We start from the raw sequence: 20,256 nt of genomic DNA on the forward strand, positions 1-20,256 counted from the left end.
AAATGGCAATTTACGTGAATACTAACGATCGCCTCTGACACGAACTTTGCGTCACCTGTTCAGGCGACGGACCGATTCACCGCATCCCAGCTGCCAGCAGCGCCGCCTGGTCGGCCAGCGCGATCGCCAGGCCGCCCGCGGTCGTCGGGTGCAGCGGCGCGTTGCCCTTGATCGACTGGATGAACGGGTCCGGCGAGCACAGTCCGTGACCGGCGAACGACGGCTTCGCTATCGGGAACGACGCCGCGTCCGCGCCCTGTTCGAGCACGGTGTTCATCTTGTCGAGCCACCCGTGCAGGAGTTTCACCTTCTCGTCGGTGATTCCCAGATCGGCGACGCAGTCGGTGTCGTCGGGCAACGGATCGTAGTAGGTGTTGACGATGACCTTCGGCGGATTCTTCAGCGCCTGCAGCCGGGTCAGCAGGACCAGGTAGTCGCGGGCGAAGGACTCCAGCTTCTGATCGAAGTAGGCCTCGGAGGCCTTGCCGCCGCAGTCGGGAAGGGCGGCGCACAGTCCGATCATGTGCGACCACCCGACGTCGTTGGCCCCGACGCTGATGATGAGTGCACTCGGTGCGGCGTCGAGGGCGGTGGTCAGCTGAGGCGGCAGCATCTCTCCGCCGCGTTCCTGCCGACTGAGGATCCCCTCGCGGATCGTCGCGCTGCTGCACGCCAGGTTGGTCACCTGCCAGTTCGACGCGCGACCGAGCGCGACGGCGAAGGCCCCGCTGGTGCGTTCGCACGCAGAGTCGTCCTTCGTGGGGTTCGTGAGCGGCGGATTGCCGATGCCCGCGGCGGTGGAGTCACCGATCACCACCACGTGACCGGCCTTCGCGGACGGCAGGTTCCGCGGCATCTGGCCGGGGACGGTCGCGGCGCCGACCAGTGATTCGATGGAGCTGATCGCTCGCAGCTGATCCACCGAGTTGACCGCGGTCACGACCACCGCTCCGACGTTCGCGGCCGCCGCGACGACGACGCCGAGCACCACCATCACGATCGTCGCCCGACGGGATCGTCGTTGCCATCCAGCGACCGCTCCTATCAGGATCAGCGACACCGCCGCCACGATCAGGATCTGAATGATGAGGTATCGACGCCAGCCGTCGACCAGGGCGTTCTGCAGTTCGTCCTGCGCGGCCTTCCGCGCCGCGTCGTTCCCGGCAGGCCCAACCAGGTCGGCGAGCTCCGAAGACAACTGCAGATTCGTCAGCTCCAGGCGCGGACGGATCGGACCCGGGAAGTCGATCGCGGTGTCGAGCTTCTGCCCGAACAGATCGACCTCACCGGGTCCACTCCACGACATCGACGGTGCGGCCGCACCGACACGGACCGTCTGTCCGACGGCCTCCACCGACTGCATCGGCGTCAGCCACAGGGACACCGCGATCGCGATGACGGCGATGACCATCACCGCGACCACGTCGACGATCCGTTTCCTCATGCCTTCGAGGATGACACGTTCAACGAGGCGTCATGCGGTGCCCGCGGGCCCCGCTTCCACCGGGTCGTCGCCGACCGGATCCGCATCGTCCTCGAAGGCGGCATCGGTGCCGGCGGCCGCGTCGTCCTGGGGAACGCTCTCCTCGACACGTTCGCTGACTTCCAGCTGGAAGTCGTCCCAGTCATCGCGGTTCGCACCGATGACGACAGCGGTCTCGAGCATCTGCCCGCCCTTCTTCTCGCGCAGGATCAGCGGATCGCTCCGCAGATCCTTCGTCAGCGAGATGCACAGCAGCAGCAGGATGATCGCCAGCGGCAACGCGGAGATGAACGTCAGGTTCTGAATGCCCGACAAGGCGTCCTCACCACCGATCACCAGCATGATCGCGCCGACCACACCGGTCGCCGCACCCCAGAACACGACCACCCAGCGGCTCGGCGAGATGTTGCCTCGCTGCGACAGGGTGCCCATCACGATCGACGCCGCGTCGGCGCCCGACACGAAGAAGATGGCGACCAGGATCATCACCAGCACCGAGGTGATACCGGTCCACGGCAGATCTTTCAACACGTTGAAGGTGATGCCCTCCGCCGTGCCGTCGCCGAACGGATCGTTGCCGTTGCGCTGATCGGCGATCGCGGTGCCGCCGAAGATGACGAACCAGATCAGGCTCACGATGCTCGGCACCAGGATGACGCCTGCGACGAACTGACGGATGGTCCGGCCACGGCTGATGCGCGCCAGGAACATGCCGACGAAGGGGGTCCAGGAGATCCACCAGGCCCAGTAGAAGATGGTCCACGAGGAGAGGTAATCGCGCATCGCGTCGCCGCCGGTCGCGCCGGACAGCGAGATCATGTGCGGGAAGTCCTCCAGGTAGCTGCCGATGGTCGTGGGCAGCAGATCGAGGATGAACACCGTCGGACCGACGACGAACAGGAACACCGCCAGCAGCAGGGCCAGCACCATGTTGATGTTCGACAGCCACTGGATTCCCTTGGCAAGACCCGATACCGCTGAGAGGATGAAGCAGCAGGTCAGGACCGCGATGATGACGACCAGGACACTGGTGCCCAGGGTCTCGATCCAGCCGGCCTCCTTCATGCCGGTGCGGATCTGGAGCGCGCCCAGACCCAGCGAGGCCGCCGAGCCGAAGAGCGTCGCGAACAGGGCCAGTCCGTCGATCACCTTGCCGCCGACGCTGCTGGCGCCGCGGTGCCCGAACAGCGGGACGAACGCCGAACTGATCAACTGCGGACGGCCGCGGCGGAAGACGCTGTAGCCCAGTGCCAGGCCGAGGATCGCGTAGATCGACCAGGGATGCAGACCCCAGTGGAACATCGACGTGGCCATCGCGGTCCGGATCGCGGCCTCGGACTCGGCGGCCGTCGTTCCCGGCGGCGGATCCATGAAGTGCATCAGCGGTTCGGCCATGCCGAAGAAGATCAGGCCGATGCCCATGCCTGCGCTGAACATCATCGCGATCCAGGACACGGTGCGGAACTCGGGCTTCTCGTCGTCGGCGCCGAGCGGGATCTTCCCGTACTTGCTGAATGCCAGCCACAGCACGAACACCACCAGCGTGGTGGAGACGATCACGAAGACCCAGCCGACGTTCACCAGCAGCCAGTCGAGCAGGCTCTGCGCGCTGCTGGCCAGCGAATCGCTGGACACGAAGCCCCACGCGATGAAGGCGACACACACTGCGGCGACGGTGCCGAAGATCCACCAGTCCATACGCGCCGGGCCCTGGTCTGGTGCCGCCCCGACCTTCGAAATCAGATCGGGGACTTGGTCGTCGCCCCCGTTTTCACTTTTTGTCATAAGGTTTTGAACCCCTCGTCGTCGACAGTTCGAGGTCAGGATTACATGCGAGGCGACAGCGCCCTCGGCCTCGCAGCCGGACTCACGTTCACCGACTCCGATGCGGCGCACCGTGCTGCACTCGACGCTCCGGCCTCCCCGGTCGGGGCATCGACCGACTTCGATCGAGCGAAATCACCGTATCAGTCGAGCAGGTGATGCCCGCGCGGTGAGTGTGACCTGGGTCCCTTTTTTCCCCGACCGAACCGAACGTGACCCGAGAGGTTATGACAGAGTGTTCACGTGGCTCTTCCTCATAACGACATCGATCCTGACGGCCTGCTCGAGTACTCGGTGGTGTTCACCGACCGCTCGCTCAATCACATGTCCAAGCGATTCATCGGCGTGATGCAGGAGCTTCTCGGCATCCTGCGCGAGACCTACAGCGCGGGCAGCGTGGCCGTCGTCCCCGGCGGCGGAACCTACGGCATGGAGTCGGTGGCGCGTCAGCTCGCGACCGGTCGACGAGTCCTCGTCGTCCGCAACGGCCTGTTCTCGTTCCGGTGGTCGCAGATCCTGGAGACCGGCGGCATCACCGATCAGGTCACCATCTGCCAGGCCCGCCCGGCCACCGATGAGCACCAGTCGCCGTGGTCGCCCGCCCCGATCGACGAGGTCGTCGCCGCCATCCGCGAGCAGCGCCCCGAGGTCGTCTTCGCCCCGCACGTGGAGACCGCATCCGGCATCGTGCTGCCCGACGAGTACCTGCGCGCCGTCGCCGACGCCGTCCACGAGGTCGGCGGCATCTTCGTCCTCGACTGCGTCGCCTCCGGCTCCCTCTGGGTCGACATGGAGTCCGTCGACGTCGACGTGCTGCTCACCGCCCCGCAGAAGGGCTGGAGCGGCACCCCGTGCGCGGCGTACATCATGTTCCGCGACCGCGGCCGCGCCGCCGTCCTGGAATCGACCACCACCAGCTTCGCGCTCGACCTGAAGAAGTGGCTGTCGATCAGCGACGCCTACGTCGAGGGCAAGGCGCCGTACCACGCCACCATGCCGACCGACTCCCTCACGCACAACACCGCACTGATGCGCGAGACCGTCGGCCTCGGTCGCGAGGAACTGCGCAAGCGTCAGATCGACCTCGGCACCCGAATCCGCGAGCTGCTCGCCGCCAACGACATGCCGTCCGTGGCCGCCGACGGCTTCGACGCCGCCACCGTCGTCGTCGCGTTCACCGACGACGACGCCCGCCACACCGGCGCCGCGTTCAAGGAGGTCGGTCTGCAGATCGCCGCCGGCGTGCCGCTGCAGTGCGGCGAGGGCGACGACTTCTCCACCCTGCGCATCGGTCTGTTCGGCCTCGACAAGCTCAACGACGTCGACGGCACCGTCGAGCGTCTGCGTGCGGCTCTGGCGAAGTCGAACACGTAGTCCTTCGTCGTCGACCGCCTCGCCGCGCAACTGCGGCCGGGCGGTCGACTCGTCTCCGCACCGTCAATTCGCTGCGACTTGCGAACAATGCTCTCAACAGGTGTTTTACGTCCGCGCTCAGCTGTTCTCCGGCCCCCGCTATCGGGGTAGCGTCAACAGGTGAGGCCGACGACGTTCCGGTCGTCGTCTTCGCACCCACCGAGCATCTGGAGGCACCTCATGAACCACCGCGCTCTTCGTCTACTCCCTGCCGCGGGGCTCGCCGCCGCAGCCGTTCTCGGAGGAACGGCGGCCCCAGCACAGGCAGCGACGCCGGAGTCGCTGACCATTGTAGGCGACCTGGAGATCGCTCCGGGAATCCACCTGCTGAACATCGACGCCCACGGCACCACCGACGAGTCAGGACACACCACCGGGACATACACTGCCACGCTGATGAACGGGATGTCGAAGGTGCCGTTCCAGATCAAGGGACCCGTCACCTGCATCGACACCGATAAGGACTCCGCCGCCCTGGTGTACCCGATCTCCAACACGAACCCGAACCTGGTACCGGCCGCACTGAAGGACGCCTTCGCCGTCAAGATCTCGGTTCGGAAGGGCACCACCGATCACGTGGGCGTGATGGGTCCCGCCCCCACGCAGTCCTTCCACGGGTGCACCCCGGGGGCGACGCCCTTCGCGTTCCGCGGCGACATCACGATCGAGTAGCCGACCCAGGGCCAGCAGCCGACGCGCACGCAGGTCGGCTGCCGTCAGTCGCGCAGGTCCACCCATCGGGTGCCGACGCTCTCCACCACTCCGGCGCCAGCGGTGACCGACGCGACCGCGACCTCCGCATCGTGGAGTGCCGTCGTCGCCAACAGCAGGGTCGCCCGCGCGCCGTACTCGGTGCCGAGCACCTCGATCCCGCGGCGGCGCAACTCGGCTTCCACTCGACCGGCGTCCGAGTGCGGGAGCGCGACCTGTGACAGCAGCCGCTGCTCGCGACGCACCAGCGGTGCCGATGCCAGAGCCAGCGACACCGCATCGCCGTAGGCGCGCGCCAAGCCGCCCGCACCGAGCAGCGTCCCACCGAACCAGCGCACCACCACGGCCGCCACATCGCTGAGGCCGGCGCCCTGCAGGACGTCCAGCATCGGCGATCCTGCTGTTCCGGACGGCTCACCGTCGTCGTTGGTCCGCGTGGTCTCCCCTCGCGTGCCGAGGACGAACGCCGAGCAGTGATGCCGTGCGTCGCGATGGTCACGGCGCAGTTCCGCGAGCAGGTCCCGTGCCGCTGGCTCGTCGTCTACGCGGCGCAGCACGGCCATGAACTTCGATCGCTTCACCTCGATCGTGTCGACGACGTCCGCACCGCCCGCCAGGGTGAGGTACGACCGCACCGCGGATTCGTCGTCGCCTGCCTGATTCACCATCCCGCCATTCTGCCAAGCTCGCTCGGCGACCCCGACGCACGCCGAATCGCGGGTGTTGGACCCGCACCGACGATCGCGACCGTGACGAGTTGCCGAGCACAGTCGTCGAGCCGGTGGCCTATTCGCCGGCGGCGCGCCTCACCACAGTCCGCCCGTCGCGTCCACGACGGCGCCGGTGACCCAGCGAGCCTGGTCCGAGGCCAGGAAGGCGACCACGTCGGCGATGTCGTCGGGCGTGCCGAGCCGCCGCAGCGCGGGCATCGACGACATCGCCTCGATCGCCTTCTCAGCGGTGCTGTCGCGGAGTCGCTGCGTGTCGGTGGCGCCCGGTCGGACCACGTTGACGGTGATACCGCGCTTGCCGAGTTCCTTCGCCGCGGCACGACTGCCGGCTTCGAGCCCGGCCTTCATCGCCGCGTAACTGACCTGCCGTCCGGGTGCCAGATACGCGGCGGCCGACGACACCAGGATCACGCGGCCGCCGTCCACCACGCGCCGTCCGGCGGCGGCCAGGGTCAGCAGCGCCGACCGCAGATTGGTGGCGTAGTCGTCGTCCAGCGACGCCTCGGTCAAGTCGGTGACGCGGGTGAAGTCCCACGCGCCCGCGCAGTGCACCACGGTGTGGATCGGGCCCAGCTTCTCTGCGGCGTCGAAGGCCTCAGCCACGCCGTCCTCGTGACGGACGTCGGCGCCGCAGACCACGGCACCGGCACCGATCGACGCGGCGACCGCCTCGGCGCGATCGCGCCGGTCGCGATACCCCACGACCACCGCGTGCTCGGCCGCGAGCCGCTGTGCGACGGCGGCACCGATGCCGCCGCCACCTCCGATGACCAGTGCCGATGTCATGCCGCACCGCCTTCGACGATCGCCTTCAACACGTCCGGCCCGCCCTGGACCGCGGTCCGCTGCAAGTAGTGTTCCACCGCGCGCAGCCCGCCGAGCTCCTCGCCGCCACCGGCTCGCCCGGGACCGCCGTGGATCGCCTGCGCGACGGCCGCACCGTGCCCGGTCGACTCCCCCGCACTGTTGCGGTCCACGACGACGATCCGCCCGTGCCACGGCGCGGCCGCGAGGACGACCTTCGAGGCGAACGCGGCGTCGTTGGTGATGACGCTGGCGGCCAGGCTGCCGTCGCCGCGGGCGATGAGCCCGGCGAGCTGCTGTGCCGACTCGTACGGGATCAGGGTCGCGACCGGCCCGAACGCCTCCACCTGGTGGAGTTCGTCGCGTTCGGGGTCGTCGGCGCGCAGCAGGATCGGCGAGATGAACGCACCGCCCTCGAAGTCGGCGCCGTCGGCGAAGTTAGCGGGCACGGCCGTTGGATCGCCGAACACGGTGGTCGCGGCACTCTGCAACCGCGCGACGGCGCCGCGGACGTCGTCCCGCTGCCGCTGATTCGCCAGCGCTCCCATGCGGCTGGTCTCGTCGGCGGGCGGCCCCACGACAACCTTCTGCAGCCGGGCGACTGCGGCGTCGGATACGGCGTCGACCAGCGCGGCGGGCACGAACGCGCGACGGATCGCGGTGCACTTCTGGCCGGCTTTCTGCGTCATCTCGGTGACGAGGATCTTGACGAAGACTTCGAACTCGGGGGCGTCGACGGTCACGTCGGGGCCGAGGACCGAGGAGTTCAGGGAGTCGGCCTCGGCGGTGAAGCGAGCTCCCGACGCCACGACCGCCGGGTGGGTCCGGAGCGCGGCCGCGGTGTCGTACGAGCCGGTCACCGCGAGGGAGTCCTGCGCGGTCAGCTGGTCGACGAGTCCGTCGGGTCGCGCGCAAACCAGCGACAGCGAGCCCTCGGGCAGCAGCCCGGACTCAACCATCGCGCGGACCACGGTCTCGGTCAGGTAGGCCGTGGCGCTGGCCGGCTTCACCACACTCGGGACGCCCGCCAGGAACGCGGGCGCGAACTTCTCGAGCATCCCCCAGACGGGGAAGTTGAAGGCGTTGATCTGCACGGCGACGCCGGTGCGCGGAGTCAGGATGTGCGCGAGGCCGAAGGTGCCGCCCTTGCCGAGCGGCTCGAAGTCGCCGTCGGGCACGACGTTGGAGTCCGGCAGTCCACGGCCGCCCTTGCTGCCGTAGACGAACAACGCGTTGATGCCGCCGTCGACGTCGACCATCGCGTCGCGTCGGGTGGCGCCGGTCTTGAGCGAGACCTCGGTGAACGCGGGGATCCGCTCCGACAGGTATTTGCCGAGCTGCTTGAGGATGGCGGCGCGACCGGTGAAGGTCAGCTTCCGCAGGGCGGGGCCGCCGACGGCGCGGGCGTAGTCGAGGACGGGCGCGTAGTCGAGCGGCTGCGCCGAGATGCGGACGATAGGGTCGCCGGTGGCGGCGTCGACGAGGAGGGTGCCCTCGTCGGTCGGCTCCACCCACTGGCCGCCGATGTAGCTGTTGAGGATGTCGGTCATGGGGTCACGGTTCCTTCTTCGGTCGAGGGGTCAGGGCGTCTCGGTGCGGCACTCGTCGAGCGACACCTCGGCGAGACCGCCCGGGTAGCGGCGGCGGGCGGACTGGTATTCGCCGACGCCGTAGTCGATCCACGGGGTGCCGCCCTCGGTGATGCGGACGATCTTCGCGGGTACGCCGAGGGCGACGCCGCCGGGCGGGACCTCGAAGTCCTCGGTGATCAGCGCCTGCGCGCCGACCACCCCGCCGGTTCCGATGACCGCCCGATTGAGGGTCACCGAGCCGGAGCCGATGAGGCAGCGGTCTTCGACGGTGCAGCCCTCCAGGTGCGTGTTGTGCCCGACCACGCAGTCGTCGCCGATCACCGTCGGCCACTCCTCGGTGGTGTGCAGGACGGTGCCGTCCTGGATGGAGGTCCGCTTGCCGACCCTGATGGATCCGAAGTCGGCGCGCAGCACGGCGTTGGGCCAGACACTCGCGTCCTCACCGATGGTGACGTCGCCGATCAGGACCGCATCGGGGTGGACGTAGGCGGTCGGGTGGATCTTCGGGGCGACGCCGTCGAGCGAATAGCAGGTCATGATCGGCCCTCCGACTTCCGGCCGCGTCGGTCCAGGAACGCGGTCATCCGATCGATCTTCTCGGCATCCTCGAACAGCAGCGCCTGGATGGCGAGCTCGATCTGCGGATGCGCGGCCTCACCGGCGTCGGCGGCGAGCTTGGTCATTCGCAGCGCGATCTGTGAACTGCGGCCCATGTTCTCGGCGATCCCGCGGGCGGCCGCAACCAGGTCGTCGGGGTCGACGACCGACTGCACCAAGCCGAATCGCAGCGCCTGATCTGAGTCGAGCCACTGCCCGGCCAGCAGCACCTGCTTGGCGATGGACTCCCCCAACAGTCGGACCAGACGGAACGTGGCACCCGCGCCGGCGATGATCCCCAGGCCCGGCTCGGGCTGCCCGAACACGGTGCGCGGCGTGGCGACGCGGATGTCGCACGCGTACGACAGCTCCGCGCCGCCGCCGAGCGCGTATCCGTCGATCGCGGCGACGGTCGGCATCGGCAGCTTGCGGATCCGCTCGAACAGGTTCACGTTGATGCCCGCGAGGGCGTCGTCGCGGCGCCGGTCACGCAGCTGGGCGATGTCGGCGCCGCCCGCGAACACGCCGTTCGTGCCGCCGGTCAGGACCATGATCCGCGGCCGCTGCTCCAGGATCGCGCAGACGCGATGCAGTTCGTCGATCATCTCGGCGTCGATCGCGTTCTTGGTCTCCGGCCGGTCGAGGGTCACCTCGACGTGGTCGCGGGACTCGTCGAAGATCAGCGTCTGAAACTCGCTCACTGCTCGCTCCAATCGAAGAAGCCGCGGCCGGTCTTCTGCCCGAGGTCGCCGCGTTCGACCATCTCGCGCATCAACTGCGGCGGCTCGAACCGCGGGCCCAGGCTCTCGCTGAGCTGGGTGGCGATGTGGAAGCGGACGTCGATGCCGACGAGGTCGGTCAGGCGCAGCGGCCCCATCGGATGCCGGTACCCGAGGACCATGGCGCGGTCGATGTCCTCGGCCGACGCGACGCCGTCCTCCACCATGCGGATGGCCTCCAGGCCGAGGGCGACGCCGAGGCGGCTGGTGGCGAAGCCCGGCACGTCGCGCACCAGGATCGTCTCCTTCTCGATCTGGGCGCCCAGGGCCTGCGCGGCCGAGACGGTCTCGTCGGACGTGTGGTCGCCGGCGATCAGCTCCAGCAGCGGCATGGCCCAGACCGGGTTGAAGAAGTGCATGCCGATGAAGCGGTCGGGGTGCGCCAGCGCCTCGGCGAGGAGGCCGATGGCGAGGGCGCTGGTGTTGGAGCCGATGAGTTTCGGCTCGCGCGCCTCGATCTTCCTCAGCACCGCGTGCTTGAGGTCGACGATCTCGGGGACGGCCTCCACCACCAGGTCGAGGCCGACGTCGAGGTCGTCGATGTCGGCGACCACGCGGAGAGTGTCCGCGACGTGCGCGGCCAGCTCGGCGGTCAGCTTGCCGCGGGCGACGGACTTCTCGGCGCGCTCCACGATCTGAGTGCGCAGTCCGGATCGACGCGGCTCGTCGGGTTCGACGATCGTGACGGTGGAGCCGGCTGCGGCGAAGACATAGGCGATGCCGATGCCCATGGTGCCGCCGCCGACGACCCCGATGGCTCCGGAGGACTCACTCATCGGTGGTCTCCTTCCGAGTAGAAGTGGATGTTTCCAAGGTGATGCCCGCGCGCGGGAAGACGCGGGAGGCGTTGCCCGCGACGACTGCGGCAAGCGTGGCCTCGTCGAAGCCGAGCCGCCCGAGGGCATCGACGTTGGTGCGCGGGCCGGGGACGCCCGGCCAGTCGGTGCCGAAGAGCATCTTGGACGCGATCCGCGGCAGCGAGGCGCCGTAGTAGTCAGGCAGCTTCTTGGGCGGCAGGCCGGCGAGGTCGATCCAGACGTTCGGCTTGGCCTGCACCAGGAAGGCTGCGGCCTCGTACCACCAGCCGCGACCGCCGTGCGCGAAGACGAAGTTCACCTCGGGGAAGCAGTCGATCGCGTCGAGGTACAGCTCCGGATTGCCGTACTTGTTGCGCGAGCCGGGGAAGCTGGAGGTCCCGGAGTGGTAGATCACCGGGATCCCCAGCTCCGCGCACTTGGCGTAGACCGGGAACAGCTCGCGGTCGCCGGGGTCGAATCCGGCGTGGACCGGATGCAGTTTCAAGGCGACTGCACCCAGGTCCACCTGTCGTTGCAGCTCCCCCACCAGGGGGAAGTGCAGATGCGGGTTGATGTTGGCCACCGGGTGGAACCGCTGCGGGTTGTGCTGCACCAGGGGCAGCAGGTCGTCGAACGGTTGAATGCCAGTGGCGCGCGGGCTGTACTCGCTGAAGAGCATCACGTGATCCACGCCCTGCTCGGCGAAGAGCGCGTCGAGAGCTGCGGGCTCCGGGTCGCCGTTCTCGCGGTAGGCGCTGCGCCAGTCGTGGTCGCGCGAGAAGGTGTCGGCCCAGTCGAGCCACGCAGGCCGCAGTGTGGACAGCCGCGGCGCGTGCACGTGAACGTCGACGACGGTACGCCCGCCGATCATGCCAGGACGCCCTGGGCGATCGGCTGCGGTGCGGCGACGGCCTCGGTCTCCGATGCCGGCTCGACGGCGTGCATCAGCCGCTCGTAGGCCAGGTAGTAGATCGGCAGGGCCGACAGGAAGGCGAGCCAGCCGACGATCGGATTCAGCGACGCGTTCTCGGTGACGAGCGAGAGACCGAGCACGACCTCGAGCGCGATCAGGAAGACGAAGGCGCTGATGATGGCGACGTTCTTGATCTTGATGGCGGGGATCACGAGGAACAGCGACGGGATGACGAGTGCGAACGACCACCAGCCGCGGGCGCTGGTGCTGCCCAGCTCGCTGACCGAGAGGACGTGGAAGCCGATGAGCCACAGGCCGTAGGTCAGGAGCAGGTTGCCGAGGTAGTTGTCGCGGCGGAGGATCGCGATGATGCCGCCGAGGGTCTGGCCGATGCCGCCGACCAGCAGACCGAAGACGAGGGCTCCCTTGGCGTCGTGGTCGAGGACTTCCGCGACGAAGACCCACGACAGGGCCAGGCCGAAGGTGAACAGTGCGGCGCCGCCGGGATCGCCGATGATGTGGGCCAAGCCGACGGGCTGGCGCTGTGCGGTCTGAGCTGACATGTGGTTGCTCCTAGGAGGTGCTTTCGACGATCGAGTCGAAGGGAGGGGCTGAAACACGGTGACTGGTGCTCGGTGACTGTCGTCCAGGCTGCGGTGATGTGGACCACGGATCTGAACCCGAGTGACAGTTACTCTACATTATTAAAGTTCCACGTAAAGGTTTCGTAGTAAATAGCCTTCTTGCTGCCACTTCATCGCACGTCAGAACGCGAACGGAAGCCCGAGTCGTGGATTCCTCGAAGAAAGTTCTACAGATATCTAGACGTGACGTAGGATTTATGTAGAATGAAATTCAACGTCGCACAGCCTGGCGACAAGTCATCCCCCACCCCGAACGAGGAGACCAGCGTGACGATCCAGAACGACCGCATCGGCCAAGCCCCGACGCCCACCGGCACCTTGAGCCCCATCGACTACACCGAGCGGATCCCCAACAACGTCGACCTCGCCAGCGACCGTCGCCTCCAGCGAGCCCTCGAGCGCTGGCAGCCGAAGTTCCTCGACTGGTGGAAGAACCTCGGCCCGCAGCTGCCGACCAAGGACGTCTACCTGCGCACCGCCATCGCCGTCGGTCGCGACGGCTGGGCCCACTTCGACTTCGTCCCCATGGAGCAGTACCGCTGGGGCATCTTCCTGGCCGAGGCCAAGGAGGACCGCAAGATCAACTTCGGCAAGCACAAGGGCGAGCCGGCCTGGCAGGAGGTGCCCGGCGAGTACCGCGCCGAGCTGATGCGCCTCATCACCGTTCAGGGCGACACCGAGCCGGCCTCCGTCGAGCAGCAGCGCATCCTCGGCATGACCGCTCCCAGCCTCTACGACCTCCGCAACCTGTTCCAGGTCAACGTCGAAGAGGGCCGTCACCTGTGGGCAATGGTCTACCTGCTTCAGGCGTACTTCGGCCGCGAGGGCCGCGAGGAGGCCGAGCAGCTGCTCAAGCGCAACTCCGGCGACATGGACGCTCCCCGCATCCTCGGCGCCTTCAACGAGGAGACCACGGACTGGCTGCAGTTCTTCATGTTCACCTACTTCACCGACCGCGACGGCAAGTACCAGCTCGGCACCCTGAAGGAGTCGGCGTTCGACCCACTGGCCCGCACCTGTGAGTTCATGCTCAAGGAGGAGGCACACCACATGTTCGTCGGCACCACCGGCGTGCAGCGCGTGGTGGAGCGGACCGCCGAGCTCATCAAGGAGCACGGCACCCACGACATCTGGCAGTACGGCGGCATCCCCCTCGAAGTGATCCAGCAGTACCTGAACTTCCAGTACTCGGTGTCGATGGACCTGTTCGGCTCCGAGCAGTCCACCAACGTCGCCGCGTACTACACCGGCGGGCTCAAGGGTCGCTGGCAGGAGACGCGCCGCAAGGACGATCACGAGCTCACCGACAGCGAGTACACCGTCCGTCTCGTCGAGAACGGCGAGATCGTGGAGAAGCAGGTCCCCTACCTCACCGCGCTGAACCTCGACCTGCGCGACGAGTACACCGCCGACTGCGAGAACGGTGTCCGCCGCTGGAACCAGGCGCTGGAGGACGCGGGCCTCGAAGAGCGCCTGAGCCTGCCGCACGAGGGCTTCAACCGCCAGGTCGGCAACTTCTCCGGCCATCGCATCAGCCCTGACGGCCGCATCCTGTCCGACGAGGAGTGGGAGGCCAAGGTCGACGACTGGCTGCCGTCCGCCGAGACCCGCGCCAAGGTGGCCGCCCTGATGGTCCCGGAATACGAGCCCGGCAAGTTCGCCGGCTGGATCGCCGCGCCGCAGGCCGGCATCAACGACATGCCCGTCGAGTTCGACTACGTCCGCCTGGCCGAAGAGGGCCTGGCCTGACGGCCGGCGCCTCGAACAAGGACGTCGTCATGACCCTGCAATGGGAACGCGAGTCTGCGCCCACCTGGGACGCGGACAAGCAGCGCATCGTCGGCGGTGCCCCGGAGGGCGCCTTCGACCTCGCCTACGCACCGGACGCTCCGGTGGCCGGCGAATGGTGGGCCGTCCGCGACGGCGACGCCGTCGTCGGGTACGGCTGGCTCGACATCGCGTGGGGCGACGCGGAGATCCTGCTCGCCACCGCACCCGACGCCCAGCGTCGCGGCGTCGGCGCCTTCGTCCTCGACAACATCGAGGCCGAGGCCGCCAAGCGCGGCGTGAACTACGTGTACAACACGATTCGCGCGGGTCACCCCGATCGGGTGTCGCTGCGCGAGTGGCTGGAGTCGCACGGTTTCGAGGGCGGCGACGACGGATCCCTCCGCAAGCGGATCACGAGCGGCTCCCCCGCTCCCGCCGCCCATCCGGTCCCCGCCTTCGACGCCTCCGTCGACCGAGGCCCCGGCAGCGAGGAGTCCGGCGGCTACGTGAACCCGGAAGATCACCGCTACTAGCGGGCACGACCAACATTTGCGTCCCCCTCAGCACCGCCCAAGGGCAAATAGCCCTCGGCGACCGCTCAGGGGGACGCAAATGCTTGTTCCCCAGGTTGATCGAGTTCGCCGACGCGAGCTTGCGAGCGCTCGTCGAGTATCGAGATCCGCCGCAGGCTGGGTCACCAACGACGCCTCCGACAACCCCCTATTCCGGCACCCACTCCACCCAGGCCCGCTGCGCTTCCGCATGCCATATGTCGTGGCACTCATGGAACGTGGCGGCCGCGGCACGACCGGGCCAGTCCTCGGGGAGCAGGCTCTGCGGCAGGTCGGGATCCAGGAACGGGAAGCGTCGCCACGACTGCACCAGCCGTACCTGTGCGACGAAGGCCTCAGCCCCGGTCAGCGGCTCGGGCTGGAACACGGACAGGAACTTCCGGTACTGCTCGGCCACGGTGTCGAGCTCCCAGGCGGCGCCGATCATGGCGTGCAGGTCGCCGATCTCGGCCCACGTGCCGGTCCAGACGAAGGCACTGGACCGGATCCCGAGACCGTCGAGCACGGCCGCGACCTTGTCCGCCACCCCGGCGTCCGGCACCACCCACAGTCCGGGGGCCGGTGATCCCATGCCCAGCCAGGTCAGCTGCGTGCGGAGCTGGTGGCGCAGTTTGCGCTGGGTCTCGGGCACGGCTACCGACATCAGCAGCCACTGCGAGTTCCACTCGTGCGCGTCGGCGAGGAACGAGTAGATGCGTTCGGTGCCCTCCCGCAGCAGTTCCCCGCCGGCGTCGGTGAGGCTCCACCGCGTCCGACGACCCGCCCGCTCGGACGACAGCAGCCCTTCGGCGGCGACGCGCGCGGTGGACTGCCGCGCCGACTTCTCCTCCACCCCGAGGGCGGTGAATGCGCTCAACAGGGTCGACGTCCACACCGCCTCGCGACGCGGATACGCGAACTCGCCGAGCATCGTCAGCAGCAACGACCTCGCACTCGCGTCGCCGAGCTCGTCGCGAAGCGTGGCCTGATCGAGGCTCGAATCAGCGGTGTTCAACACGATTCCCCCATCCGTTCCCGGTGTCTTCTCCGGCGGCACTGTGGCCACGGTTGACCACATTACCGCAGTGAACATGCACGTCAGACACCACCTTTCTGGTTTTATTCCACAAACTCTTGACGTTCTACAGCATAAGTGTAGAGTGATTCATGTCGCGCAGTCCGCGTTCTACGACCAGTCCCACAGCCCCGGGGCAGAACCGGTCGCACACAGAAATTCACAAAGCGGGTTCCAGCCCCGAGCCCCGACGCAGTCCCCACTCCGACGCCGATTCGAAGAGGTAATCCAGTGACAGTCACCGACACCCACGCCGCAGCCCCGGCCGACGACCACGCGCCGTCGCCCGCCGTCGACTTCGACACCGATCCCTCCCAGTACCGCCACTGGCGCCTCGAGACCGACGGCCCCGTCGCCACCCTGGTCCTCGACATCGACCCCCAGGGCGGCATCGTCCCCGGCTACGAGCTGAAGATGAACTCCTACGACCTCGGCGTCGACATCGAGCTCTACGACGCCGTCCAGCGACTCCGCTTCGAGCACCCCGAGGTCAAGTCGGTCGTCGTCACCAGCGGCCTCGACCGCATGTTCTGCGCCGGCGCCAACATCCGGATGCTGGCCGCGTCGCCGCACTCGTGGAAGGTCAACTTCTGCAAGTTCACCAACGAGACCCGCAACGGCATCGAGGACGCGACCGCCAACTCCGGTCAGACCTACATCGCGGCCGTCAACGGCACCGCCGCCGGCGGCGGCTACGAGCTCGCCGTGGCGTGCGATCAGATCGTCCTGGTCGACGACGGCTCGTCGGCCGTCTCCCTCCCCGAGGTCCCGCTGCTCGGCGTCCTACCCGGCACCGGCGGCCTGACCCGCGTGGTCGACAAGCGCAAGGTCCGGAAGGATCGCGCCGACGTCTTCGCCACCCGCTCCGAAGGTGTCCGCGGCGAGACCGCCGTCAAGTGGGGCCTGGTCGACGAGGTCGCCAAGGGCTCGGTCTTCTCCGAGACGGTCCGGCGTCGCGCCGACGCCGCCGTCGCCGCGTCAGGCCGCCCCGACGACGCGACCGGCGTCGCGTTGACCCCGCTGAAGCGCACCTCCACCGACACGTCGATCGAGTACACGACCGTCGCCGCCGCGCTCGACCGTGACGGCTCGCGCGTCGACATCACCATCACCGTCCCCAACGAGGTCCCGCCGGCCGACGCCGCCGCGGCGGTCGCGCAGGGTGCCGAATACTGGCCGCTGCGTCTGACGCGCGAGCTGGACGACCTGATCCTGCGGCTGCGCACCAACGAGCAGTTCCTGGGCACCTGGGTCTTCCGCGTCGTCGGCAGCCACGAGACCGCCCTGGCCTACGACGCGCAGCTGCGCGACCTGGCCGACGACTGGTTCATCAACGAGGTCAACCAGTACTACAAGCGCACCATGAAGCGCCTCGACGTCACCAGCCGCAGCCTGGTCGCGGTCATCGAGCCGGGCAGCGCGTTCGACGGCTTCCTCGCCGAGATCGCCCTGGCCTCCGACCGCCAGTACATGCTCGAGGGCGTCTACGAGGACGTCGACCCCGACGCCGAGCCGGCCACCGTCACCCTGACCGCGTCGAACTCCGGCCCGTTCCCGATGGGCAACGGCCTCACCCGCCTGCAGTCGCGCTTCTACGGGCACGACGACGAGCTCGCCGCCGTCGAAGCCACCCGCGGCACCGCGCTCTCCACCGAACAGGCCGACGACCTCGGCCTGGTGACCATGGCCCTCGACGACATCGACTTCGCCGACGAGCTGCGCATCATGTTCGAGGAGCGCGCCTCCCTCTCCCCCGACGCCTTGACCGGCATGGAGGCCAACCACCGCTTCGTCGGCCCGGAGACCCTGGAGACCAAGATCTTCGGTCGCCTCACCGCCTGGCAGAACTGGATCTTCATCAGGCCCAACGCCTCCGGCCCGGAGGGTGCGCTGCGACGCTTCGGCACCGGTCAGCGCGCCGACTACGACGAGAAGCGAGTGTAATTTCGATGGCTCAGTTCAACGCTGCGGACTTCCTCGTCCACGCCCAGGTCCGTGCCGGGTTCGCCGACAAGAACGCCGTCGAAGGCACCCGCTCGCGCACCTACGGTGAGCTGTCGGGCGACGTCGCCCGCATCGCCGCCAACCTCCGCGCCCTCGGCCTGCACCGCGACGACCGCGTCCTGTGCTTCATGGTCGACGATGTCGAGTTCCTCACCACGATCCTCGCCGCCTTCCACGCCGGCCTGGTCGCGGTGCCGATCTCGACCATGTACAACGGCCACGAGCTCTCGGAGATCCTGATCGACTCCGGCGCCCGCGTCGTCGTCGGCAGCGCCGAGTATGCCGACGCCGTCAACGAGGCCGTCGCCCTGGCCCCCGAGGTGGAGCACCTGGTGATCACCGACGGGTTCGTCGCCGACGTCTCCGGCCGCATCAACGTCATCGAATGGACCGACCTCCTCAACACCCCCGAGCACCCGATGGACGTCCCGGAGGACACCAGCGAGGACGCGTGGGCCCTGTGGCTCTACACCTCCGGCACCACCGGCAAGCCGAAGGCCGCGATGCACCGGCACGCCAACATCCGGCACGTGTACGAGACGTACGGTAAGCAGGTCCTGCGGATCACCTCCGACGACCGCTGCCTGTCGGTCGCGAAGCTCTTCTTCGCGTACGGCATCGGCAACTCGCTGTTCTTCCCGCTCGCCGCCGGCGCCACCACCGTCCTGGAGCCGCGTCGCCCCACCCCGGACACGTTCGCCGAGCGGGTGCAGGCGTCCAAGCCGACCCTGTTCTTCGGGGTCCCGACCTTCTACAACGGTCTGATCCACAGCGACATCGCCGACGACACCTTCGCCTCCGTCCGCCTCGGCGTCTCGGCCGGCGAGCCGCTCCCGGCCGCGCTGCAGATGAAGGTTCTGGACCGGTTCGGTTTCGAGATCCTCGACGGTCTCGGCTCCACTGAGGCGCTGCACATCTTCCTCTCCAACGACCCCGACGACATCCGCCACGGCACCACCGGCAAGCCCGTCCCGGGTTGGCAGGTGGAAGTGCGCGACGAGTCGGGCGCGGTGTGCGATGTCGACGTCCCGGGTGAGTTGTTCATCCGCGGCGAGAGCCTGGCCCTCGGGTATTGGCGCCGCACCGACGCGCAGCGCTCGGTGTTCCTCGGCGGCTGGATGCGCACCGGTGACACCTACACCCGCGACGCGGAGGGCGTCTTCCACTGCATGGGCCGGTCCAACGACCTGCTCAAGGCGGGCGGCATCTGGGTCACCCCGTCCGAGGTGGAGGCCCGCCTCCTCGCGCACCCGTCGGTCATGGAGGCCGCCGTCGTCGGCGCCGAGGACGAGGCCGGGCTGGTGAAGCCCGTCGCCGGCGTCGTCCTCACGCCCGACGCCGAGCCCGTCACGCCCGCCGAACTGATCGCCTGGTGCCGCGAGGGTCTCGCCTCGTTCAAGGCGCCGCGCGCCATCCGCATCGTCTCCGATCTCCCCAAGACCGCCACCGGCAAACTGCAGCGCTTCCGCGTCCGCGAGCAGCTCGCCGACAGCCTCACCACTCCCGACACCGCACTCGAAGGAGCACACCGATGACCGATCACCGCTTCGACCTGTTGATCGTCGGCGCAGGCCCCGTCGGCCTCTACGGCGCCTACTACGCCGGTGTCCGCGGCCTTTCGGTCGGCGTCATCGACTCCCTGTCCGAGCTCGGCGGCCAGGTCAGCGCCCTCTACCCGGAGAAACTGATCTTCGACGTCGCCGGCTACCCCCGCATCAAGGGCCGCGACCTGGTCAAGGAGCTCACCGAGCAGGCCGCGTCGGCCGACCCGGTGTACCTGCTGGGCCAGGAGGCGCAGGAGCTTACCGAGAACGCCGACGGCACCTTCACCGTCTCGACCTCCGGCGGCGACTCCCTCACCTGCGGCGCCATCGTCCTGAGTGCCGGCATCGGCACCTTCACTCCGCGCAAGCTGCCTGCCGGCGAGGACTTCCTGGGCCGCGGCCTGGAGTACTTCGTGCCCGACCCCGCGCCGTACGCCGGCCGCAACGTGGTGATCGTCGGCGGCGGCGACTCCGCCCTCGACTGGGCGCTGATGCTCGAGGAGTACGCGAGGTCGGTCACCGTCGTGCACCGCCGGAAGATCTTCCGCGCGCACGCCGCGACGGTCGCTCAGGTGGAGGCGTCGTCGGTCCGACTCATCACCGACGCCGAGGTCAGCGTCCTGGAGGGCGACGACCATCTGCAGCGCGCACACGTGCAGACCAAGGGCGTCGACGACGTCGAGGTGGTCGACTGTGAGCACGTGGTGGCCGCGCTCGGCTTCCTTGCGAACATCGGACCGCTGCGCGAGTGGGGTCTGGAGTTGAAGGACAACCGGCACATCGTCGTCGACTCGGCGATGCGCACCACGCGCCGCGGGATCTACTCGGCCGGCGACATCACCGAGTACGACGGCAAGGTCCGTCTGATCTCGGTGGGATTCGGCGAAATCGCCACCGCGGTCAACAACGCGGCGGTACACATCGATCCAGAGGCTCAACTGTTCCCCGGCCATTCGACCGACGAGCAGCCCGCCCCTGCTGCCGTCTGACAGCCCAATTACATATCGGGTTCCTGGGCGCGAAG

Annotated in this window: 18 protein-coding genes; 7 read left to right on the forward strand and 11 right to left on the reverse strand. The window is 68.3% G+C overall.

Annotated features, from left to right (window positions below; all coding sequences use genetic code 11):
- Nucleotides 1–76: 76 nt before the first annotated feature.
- Together ACH46_RS13300 and ACH46_RS13305 are read right to left on the reverse strand one after the other, a co-directional pair.
- Nucleotides 77–1,444: an SGNH/GDSL hydrolase family protein gene (locus tag ACH46_RS13300; RefSeq protein ID WP_062393352.1), complete on the reverse strand. Its 1,368-nt coding sequence runs from the start codon at nt 1,442–1,444 to the stop codon at nt 77–79.
- Between the two features lie 30 nt (nt 1,445–1,474).
- Nucleotides 1,475–3,268: a BCCT family transporter gene (locus ACH46_RS13305; RefSeq protein ID WP_082399654.1), complete on the reverse strand. Its 1,794-nt coding sequence runs from the start codon at nt 3,266–3,268 to the stop codon at nt 1,475–1,477.
- A gap of 282 nt (nt 3,269–3,550) precedes the next feature.
- Here ACH46_RS13305 and ACH46_RS13310 point away from each other — a divergent pair, with 282 nt between their 5' ends.
- Nucleotides 3,551–4,681 (forward strand): pyridoxal-phosphate-dependent aminotransferase family protein, encoded by a 1,131-nt coding sequence (locus ACH46_RS13310; RefSeq protein WP_062393353.1) that lies wholly within the window; start codon nt 3,551–3,553, stop codon nt 4,679–4,681.
- 219 nt (nt 4,682–4,900) lie between these two features.
- Nucleotides 4,901–5,392 (forward strand): hypothetical protein, encoded by a 492-nt coding sequence (locus ACH46_RS13315; protein ID WP_062393354.1) that lies wholly within the window; start codon nt 4,901–4,903, stop codon nt 5,390–5,392.
- Between the two features lie 44 nt (nt 5,393–5,436).
- Here ACH46_RS13315 and ACH46_RS13320 read toward each other — a convergent pair whose 3' ends face one another.
- The 8 genes from ACH46_RS13320 to ACH46_RS13355 form a co-directional block, all read right to left on the reverse strand.
- Nucleotides 5,437–6,099 (reverse strand): IMPACT family protein, encoded by a 663-nt coding sequence (locus tag ACH46_RS13320; RefSeq protein ID WP_062393355.1) that lies wholly within the window; start codon nt 6,097–6,099, stop codon nt 5,437–5,439.
- 138 nt (nt 6,100–6,237) lie between these two features.
- Nucleotides 6,238–6,948 (reverse strand): SDR family oxidoreductase, encoded by a 711-nt coding sequence (locus ACH46_RS13325; RefSeq protein ID WP_062393356.1) that lies wholly within the window; start codon nt 6,946–6,948, stop codon nt 6,238–6,240.
- Nucleotides 6,945–8,516: a phenylacetic acid degradation bifunctional protein PaaZ gene (gene paaZ / locus ACH46_RS13330; protein WP_062393357.1), complete on the reverse strand. Its 1,572-nt coding sequence runs from the start codon at nt 8,514–8,516 to the stop codon at nt 6,945–6,947. The genes ACH46_RS13325 and paaZ overlap by 4 nt, the downstream gene beginning before the upstream one ends.
- Before the next feature lie 30 nt (nt 8,517–8,546).
- Nucleotides 8,547–9,095: a gamma carbonic anhydrase family protein gene (locus ACH46_RS13335; RefSeq protein WP_082399655.1), complete on the reverse strand. Its 549-nt coding sequence runs from the start codon at nt 9,093–9,095 to the stop codon at nt 8,547–8,549.
- Nucleotides 9,092–9,856: an enoyl-CoA hydratase/isomerase family protein gene (locus ACH46_RS13340; protein WP_226995622.1), complete on the reverse strand. Its 765-nt coding sequence runs from the start codon at nt 9,854–9,856 to the stop codon at nt 9,092–9,094. Before ACH46_RS13340 ends, ACH46_RS13335 begins: the two co-directional genes overlap by 4 nt.
- Nucleotides 9,853–10,710: a 3-hydroxyacyl-CoA dehydrogenase family protein gene (locus tag ACH46_RS13345; protein ID WP_062393359.1), complete on the reverse strand. Its 858-nt coding sequence runs from the start codon at nt 10,708–10,710 to the stop codon at nt 9,853–9,855. Before ACH46_RS13345 ends, ACH46_RS13340 begins: the two co-directional genes overlap by 4 nt.
- Nucleotides 10,703–11,602: an amidohydrolase family protein gene (locus ACH46_RS13350; protein WP_062393360.1), complete on the reverse strand. Its 900-nt coding sequence runs from the start codon at nt 11,600–11,602 to the stop codon at nt 10,703–10,705. Before ACH46_RS13350 ends, ACH46_RS13345 begins: the two co-directional genes overlap by 8 nt.
- Nucleotides 11,599–12,207 carry an acetate uptake transporter family protein gene (locus ACH46_RS13355; RefSeq protein WP_062393361.1) on the reverse strand — a complete coding sequence of 203 codons (609 nt, stop codon included), beginning with the start codon at nt 12,205–12,207 and terminating at the stop codon, nt 11,599–11,601. The genes ACH46_RS13350 and ACH46_RS13355 overlap by 4 nt, the downstream gene beginning before the upstream one ends.
- Nucleotides 12,208–12,555: 348 nt before the next feature.
- Here ACH46_RS13355 and boxB point away from each other — a divergent pair, with 348 nt between their 5' ends.
- Together boxB and ACH46_RS13365 are read left to right on the forward strand one after the other, a co-directional pair.
- A complete protein-coding gene (gene boxB, locus ACH46_RS13360; protein ID WP_062395403.1) occupies nt 12,556–14,037 on the forward strand; it encodes a benzoyl-CoA 2,3-epoxidase subunit BoxB in 1,482 nt (493 codons plus the stop codon).
- A 29-nt stretch (nt 14,038–14,066) separates the two neighbouring features.
- Nucleotides 14,067–14,591 carry a GNAT family N-acetyltransferase gene (locus tag ACH46_RS13365; RefSeq protein ID WP_062393362.1) on the forward strand — a complete coding sequence of 175 codons (525 nt, stop codon included), beginning with the start codon at nt 14,067–14,069 and terminating at the stop codon, nt 14,589–14,591.
- 187 nt (nt 14,592–14,778) lie between these two features.
- Here the strand turns inward: ACH46_RS13365 and ACH46_RS13370 are convergent, their stop codons facing one another.
- Entirely contained in the window at nt 14,779–15,675 is an 897-nt protein-coding gene (locus ACH46_RS13370; RefSeq protein ID WP_226995623.1) for a PaaX family transcriptional regulator, read from the reverse strand.
- Nucleotides 15,676–15,915: 240 nt separating this feature from the next.
- Between ACH46_RS13370 and boxC the strand changes: the two genes are divergently transcribed.
- The 3 genes from boxC to ACH46_RS13385 are packed head-to-tail and all read left to right on the forward strand — an operon-like array spanning nt 15,916 to nt 20,221.
- Nucleotides 15,916–17,628: a 2,3-epoxybenzoyl-CoA dihydrolase gene (gene boxC, locus ACH46_RS13375; protein WP_062393363.1), complete on the forward strand. Its 1,713-nt coding sequence runs from the start codon at nt 15,916–15,918 to the stop codon at nt 17,626–17,628.
- 5 nt (nt 17,629–17,633) lie between these two features.
- Nucleotides 17,634–19,223, forward strand: coding sequence for a benzoate-CoA ligase family protein (locus tag ACH46_RS13380; RefSeq protein WP_062393364.1), 1,590 nt, complete (start codon nt 17,634–17,636; stop codon nt 19,221–19,223).
- A complete protein-coding gene (locus ACH46_RS13385; protein ID WP_062393365.1) occupies nt 19,220–20,221 on the forward strand; it encodes an NAD(P)/FAD-dependent oxidoreductase in 1,002 nt (333 codons plus the stop codon). Before ACH46_RS13380 ends, ACH46_RS13385 begins: the two co-directional genes overlap by 4 nt.
- The last annotated feature ends 35 nt before the right edge of the window (nt 20,222–20,256 follow it).

This window comes from Gordonia phthalatica (assembly GCF_001305675.1).
Classification (GTDB): Bacteria; Actinomycetota; Actinomycetes; order Mycobacteriales; family Mycobacteriaceae; genus Gordonia; species Gordonia phthalatica.

What these genes read in the sequence shown, in the direction of transcription:
- ACH46_RS13300 (WP_062393352.1), bottom strand. Translation starts at nt 1,444, where the DNA reads ATGAGGAAACGGATCGTCGACGTGGTCGCGGTGATGGTCATCGCCGTC.
- ACH46_RS13305 (WP_082399654.1), bottom strand. Translation starts at nt 3,268, where the DNA reads ATGACAAAAAGTGAAAACGGGGGCGACGACCAAGTCCCCGATCTGATT.
- ACH46_RS13315 (WP_062393354.1), top strand. Translation starts at nt 4,901, where the DNA reads ATGAACCACCGCGCTCTTCGTCTACTCCCTGCCGCGGGGCTCGCCGCC.
- ACH46_RS13320 (WP_062393355.1), bottom strand. Translation starts at nt 6,099, where the DNA reads ATGGTGAATCAGGCAGGCGACGACGAATCCGCGGTGCGGTCGTACCTC.
- ACH46_RS13325 (WP_062393356.1), bottom strand. Translation starts at nt 6,948, where the DNA reads ATGACATCGGCACTGGTCATCGGAGGTGGCGGCGGCATCGGTGCCGCC.
- paaZ (WP_062393357.1), bottom strand. Translation starts at nt 8,516, where the DNA reads ATGACCGACATCCTCAACAGCTACATCGGCGGCCAGTGGGTGGAGCCG.
- ACH46_RS13335 (WP_082399655.1), bottom strand. Translation starts at nt 9,095, where the DNA reads ATGACCTGCTATTCGCTCGACGGCGTCGCCCCGAAGATCCACCCGACC.
- ACH46_RS13345 (WP_062393359.1), bottom strand. Translation starts at nt 10,710, where the DNA reads ATGAGTGAGTCCTCCGGAGCCATCGGGGTCGTCGGCGGCGGCACCATG.
- ACH46_RS13350 (WP_062393360.1), bottom strand. Translation starts at nt 11,602, where the DNA reads ATGATCGGCGGGCGTACCGTCGTCGACGTTCACGTGCACGCGCCGCGG.
- ACH46_RS13355 (WP_062393361.1), bottom strand. Translation starts at nt 12,207, where the DNA reads ATGTCAGCTCAGACCGCACAGCGCCAGCCCGTCGGCTTGGCCCACATC.
- ACH46_RS13365 (WP_062393362.1), top strand. Translation starts at nt 14,067, where the DNA reads ATGACCCTGCAATGGGAACGCGAGTCTGCGCCCACCTGGGACGCGGAC.
- ACH46_RS13380 (WP_062393364.1), top strand. Translation starts at nt 17,634, where the DNA reads ATGGCTCAGTTCAACGCTGCGGACTTCCTCGTCCACGCCCAGGTCCGT.
- ACH46_RS13385 (WP_062393365.1), top strand. Translation starts at nt 19,220, where the DNA reads ATGACCGATCACCGCTTCGACCTGTTGATCGTCGGCGCAGGCCCCGTC.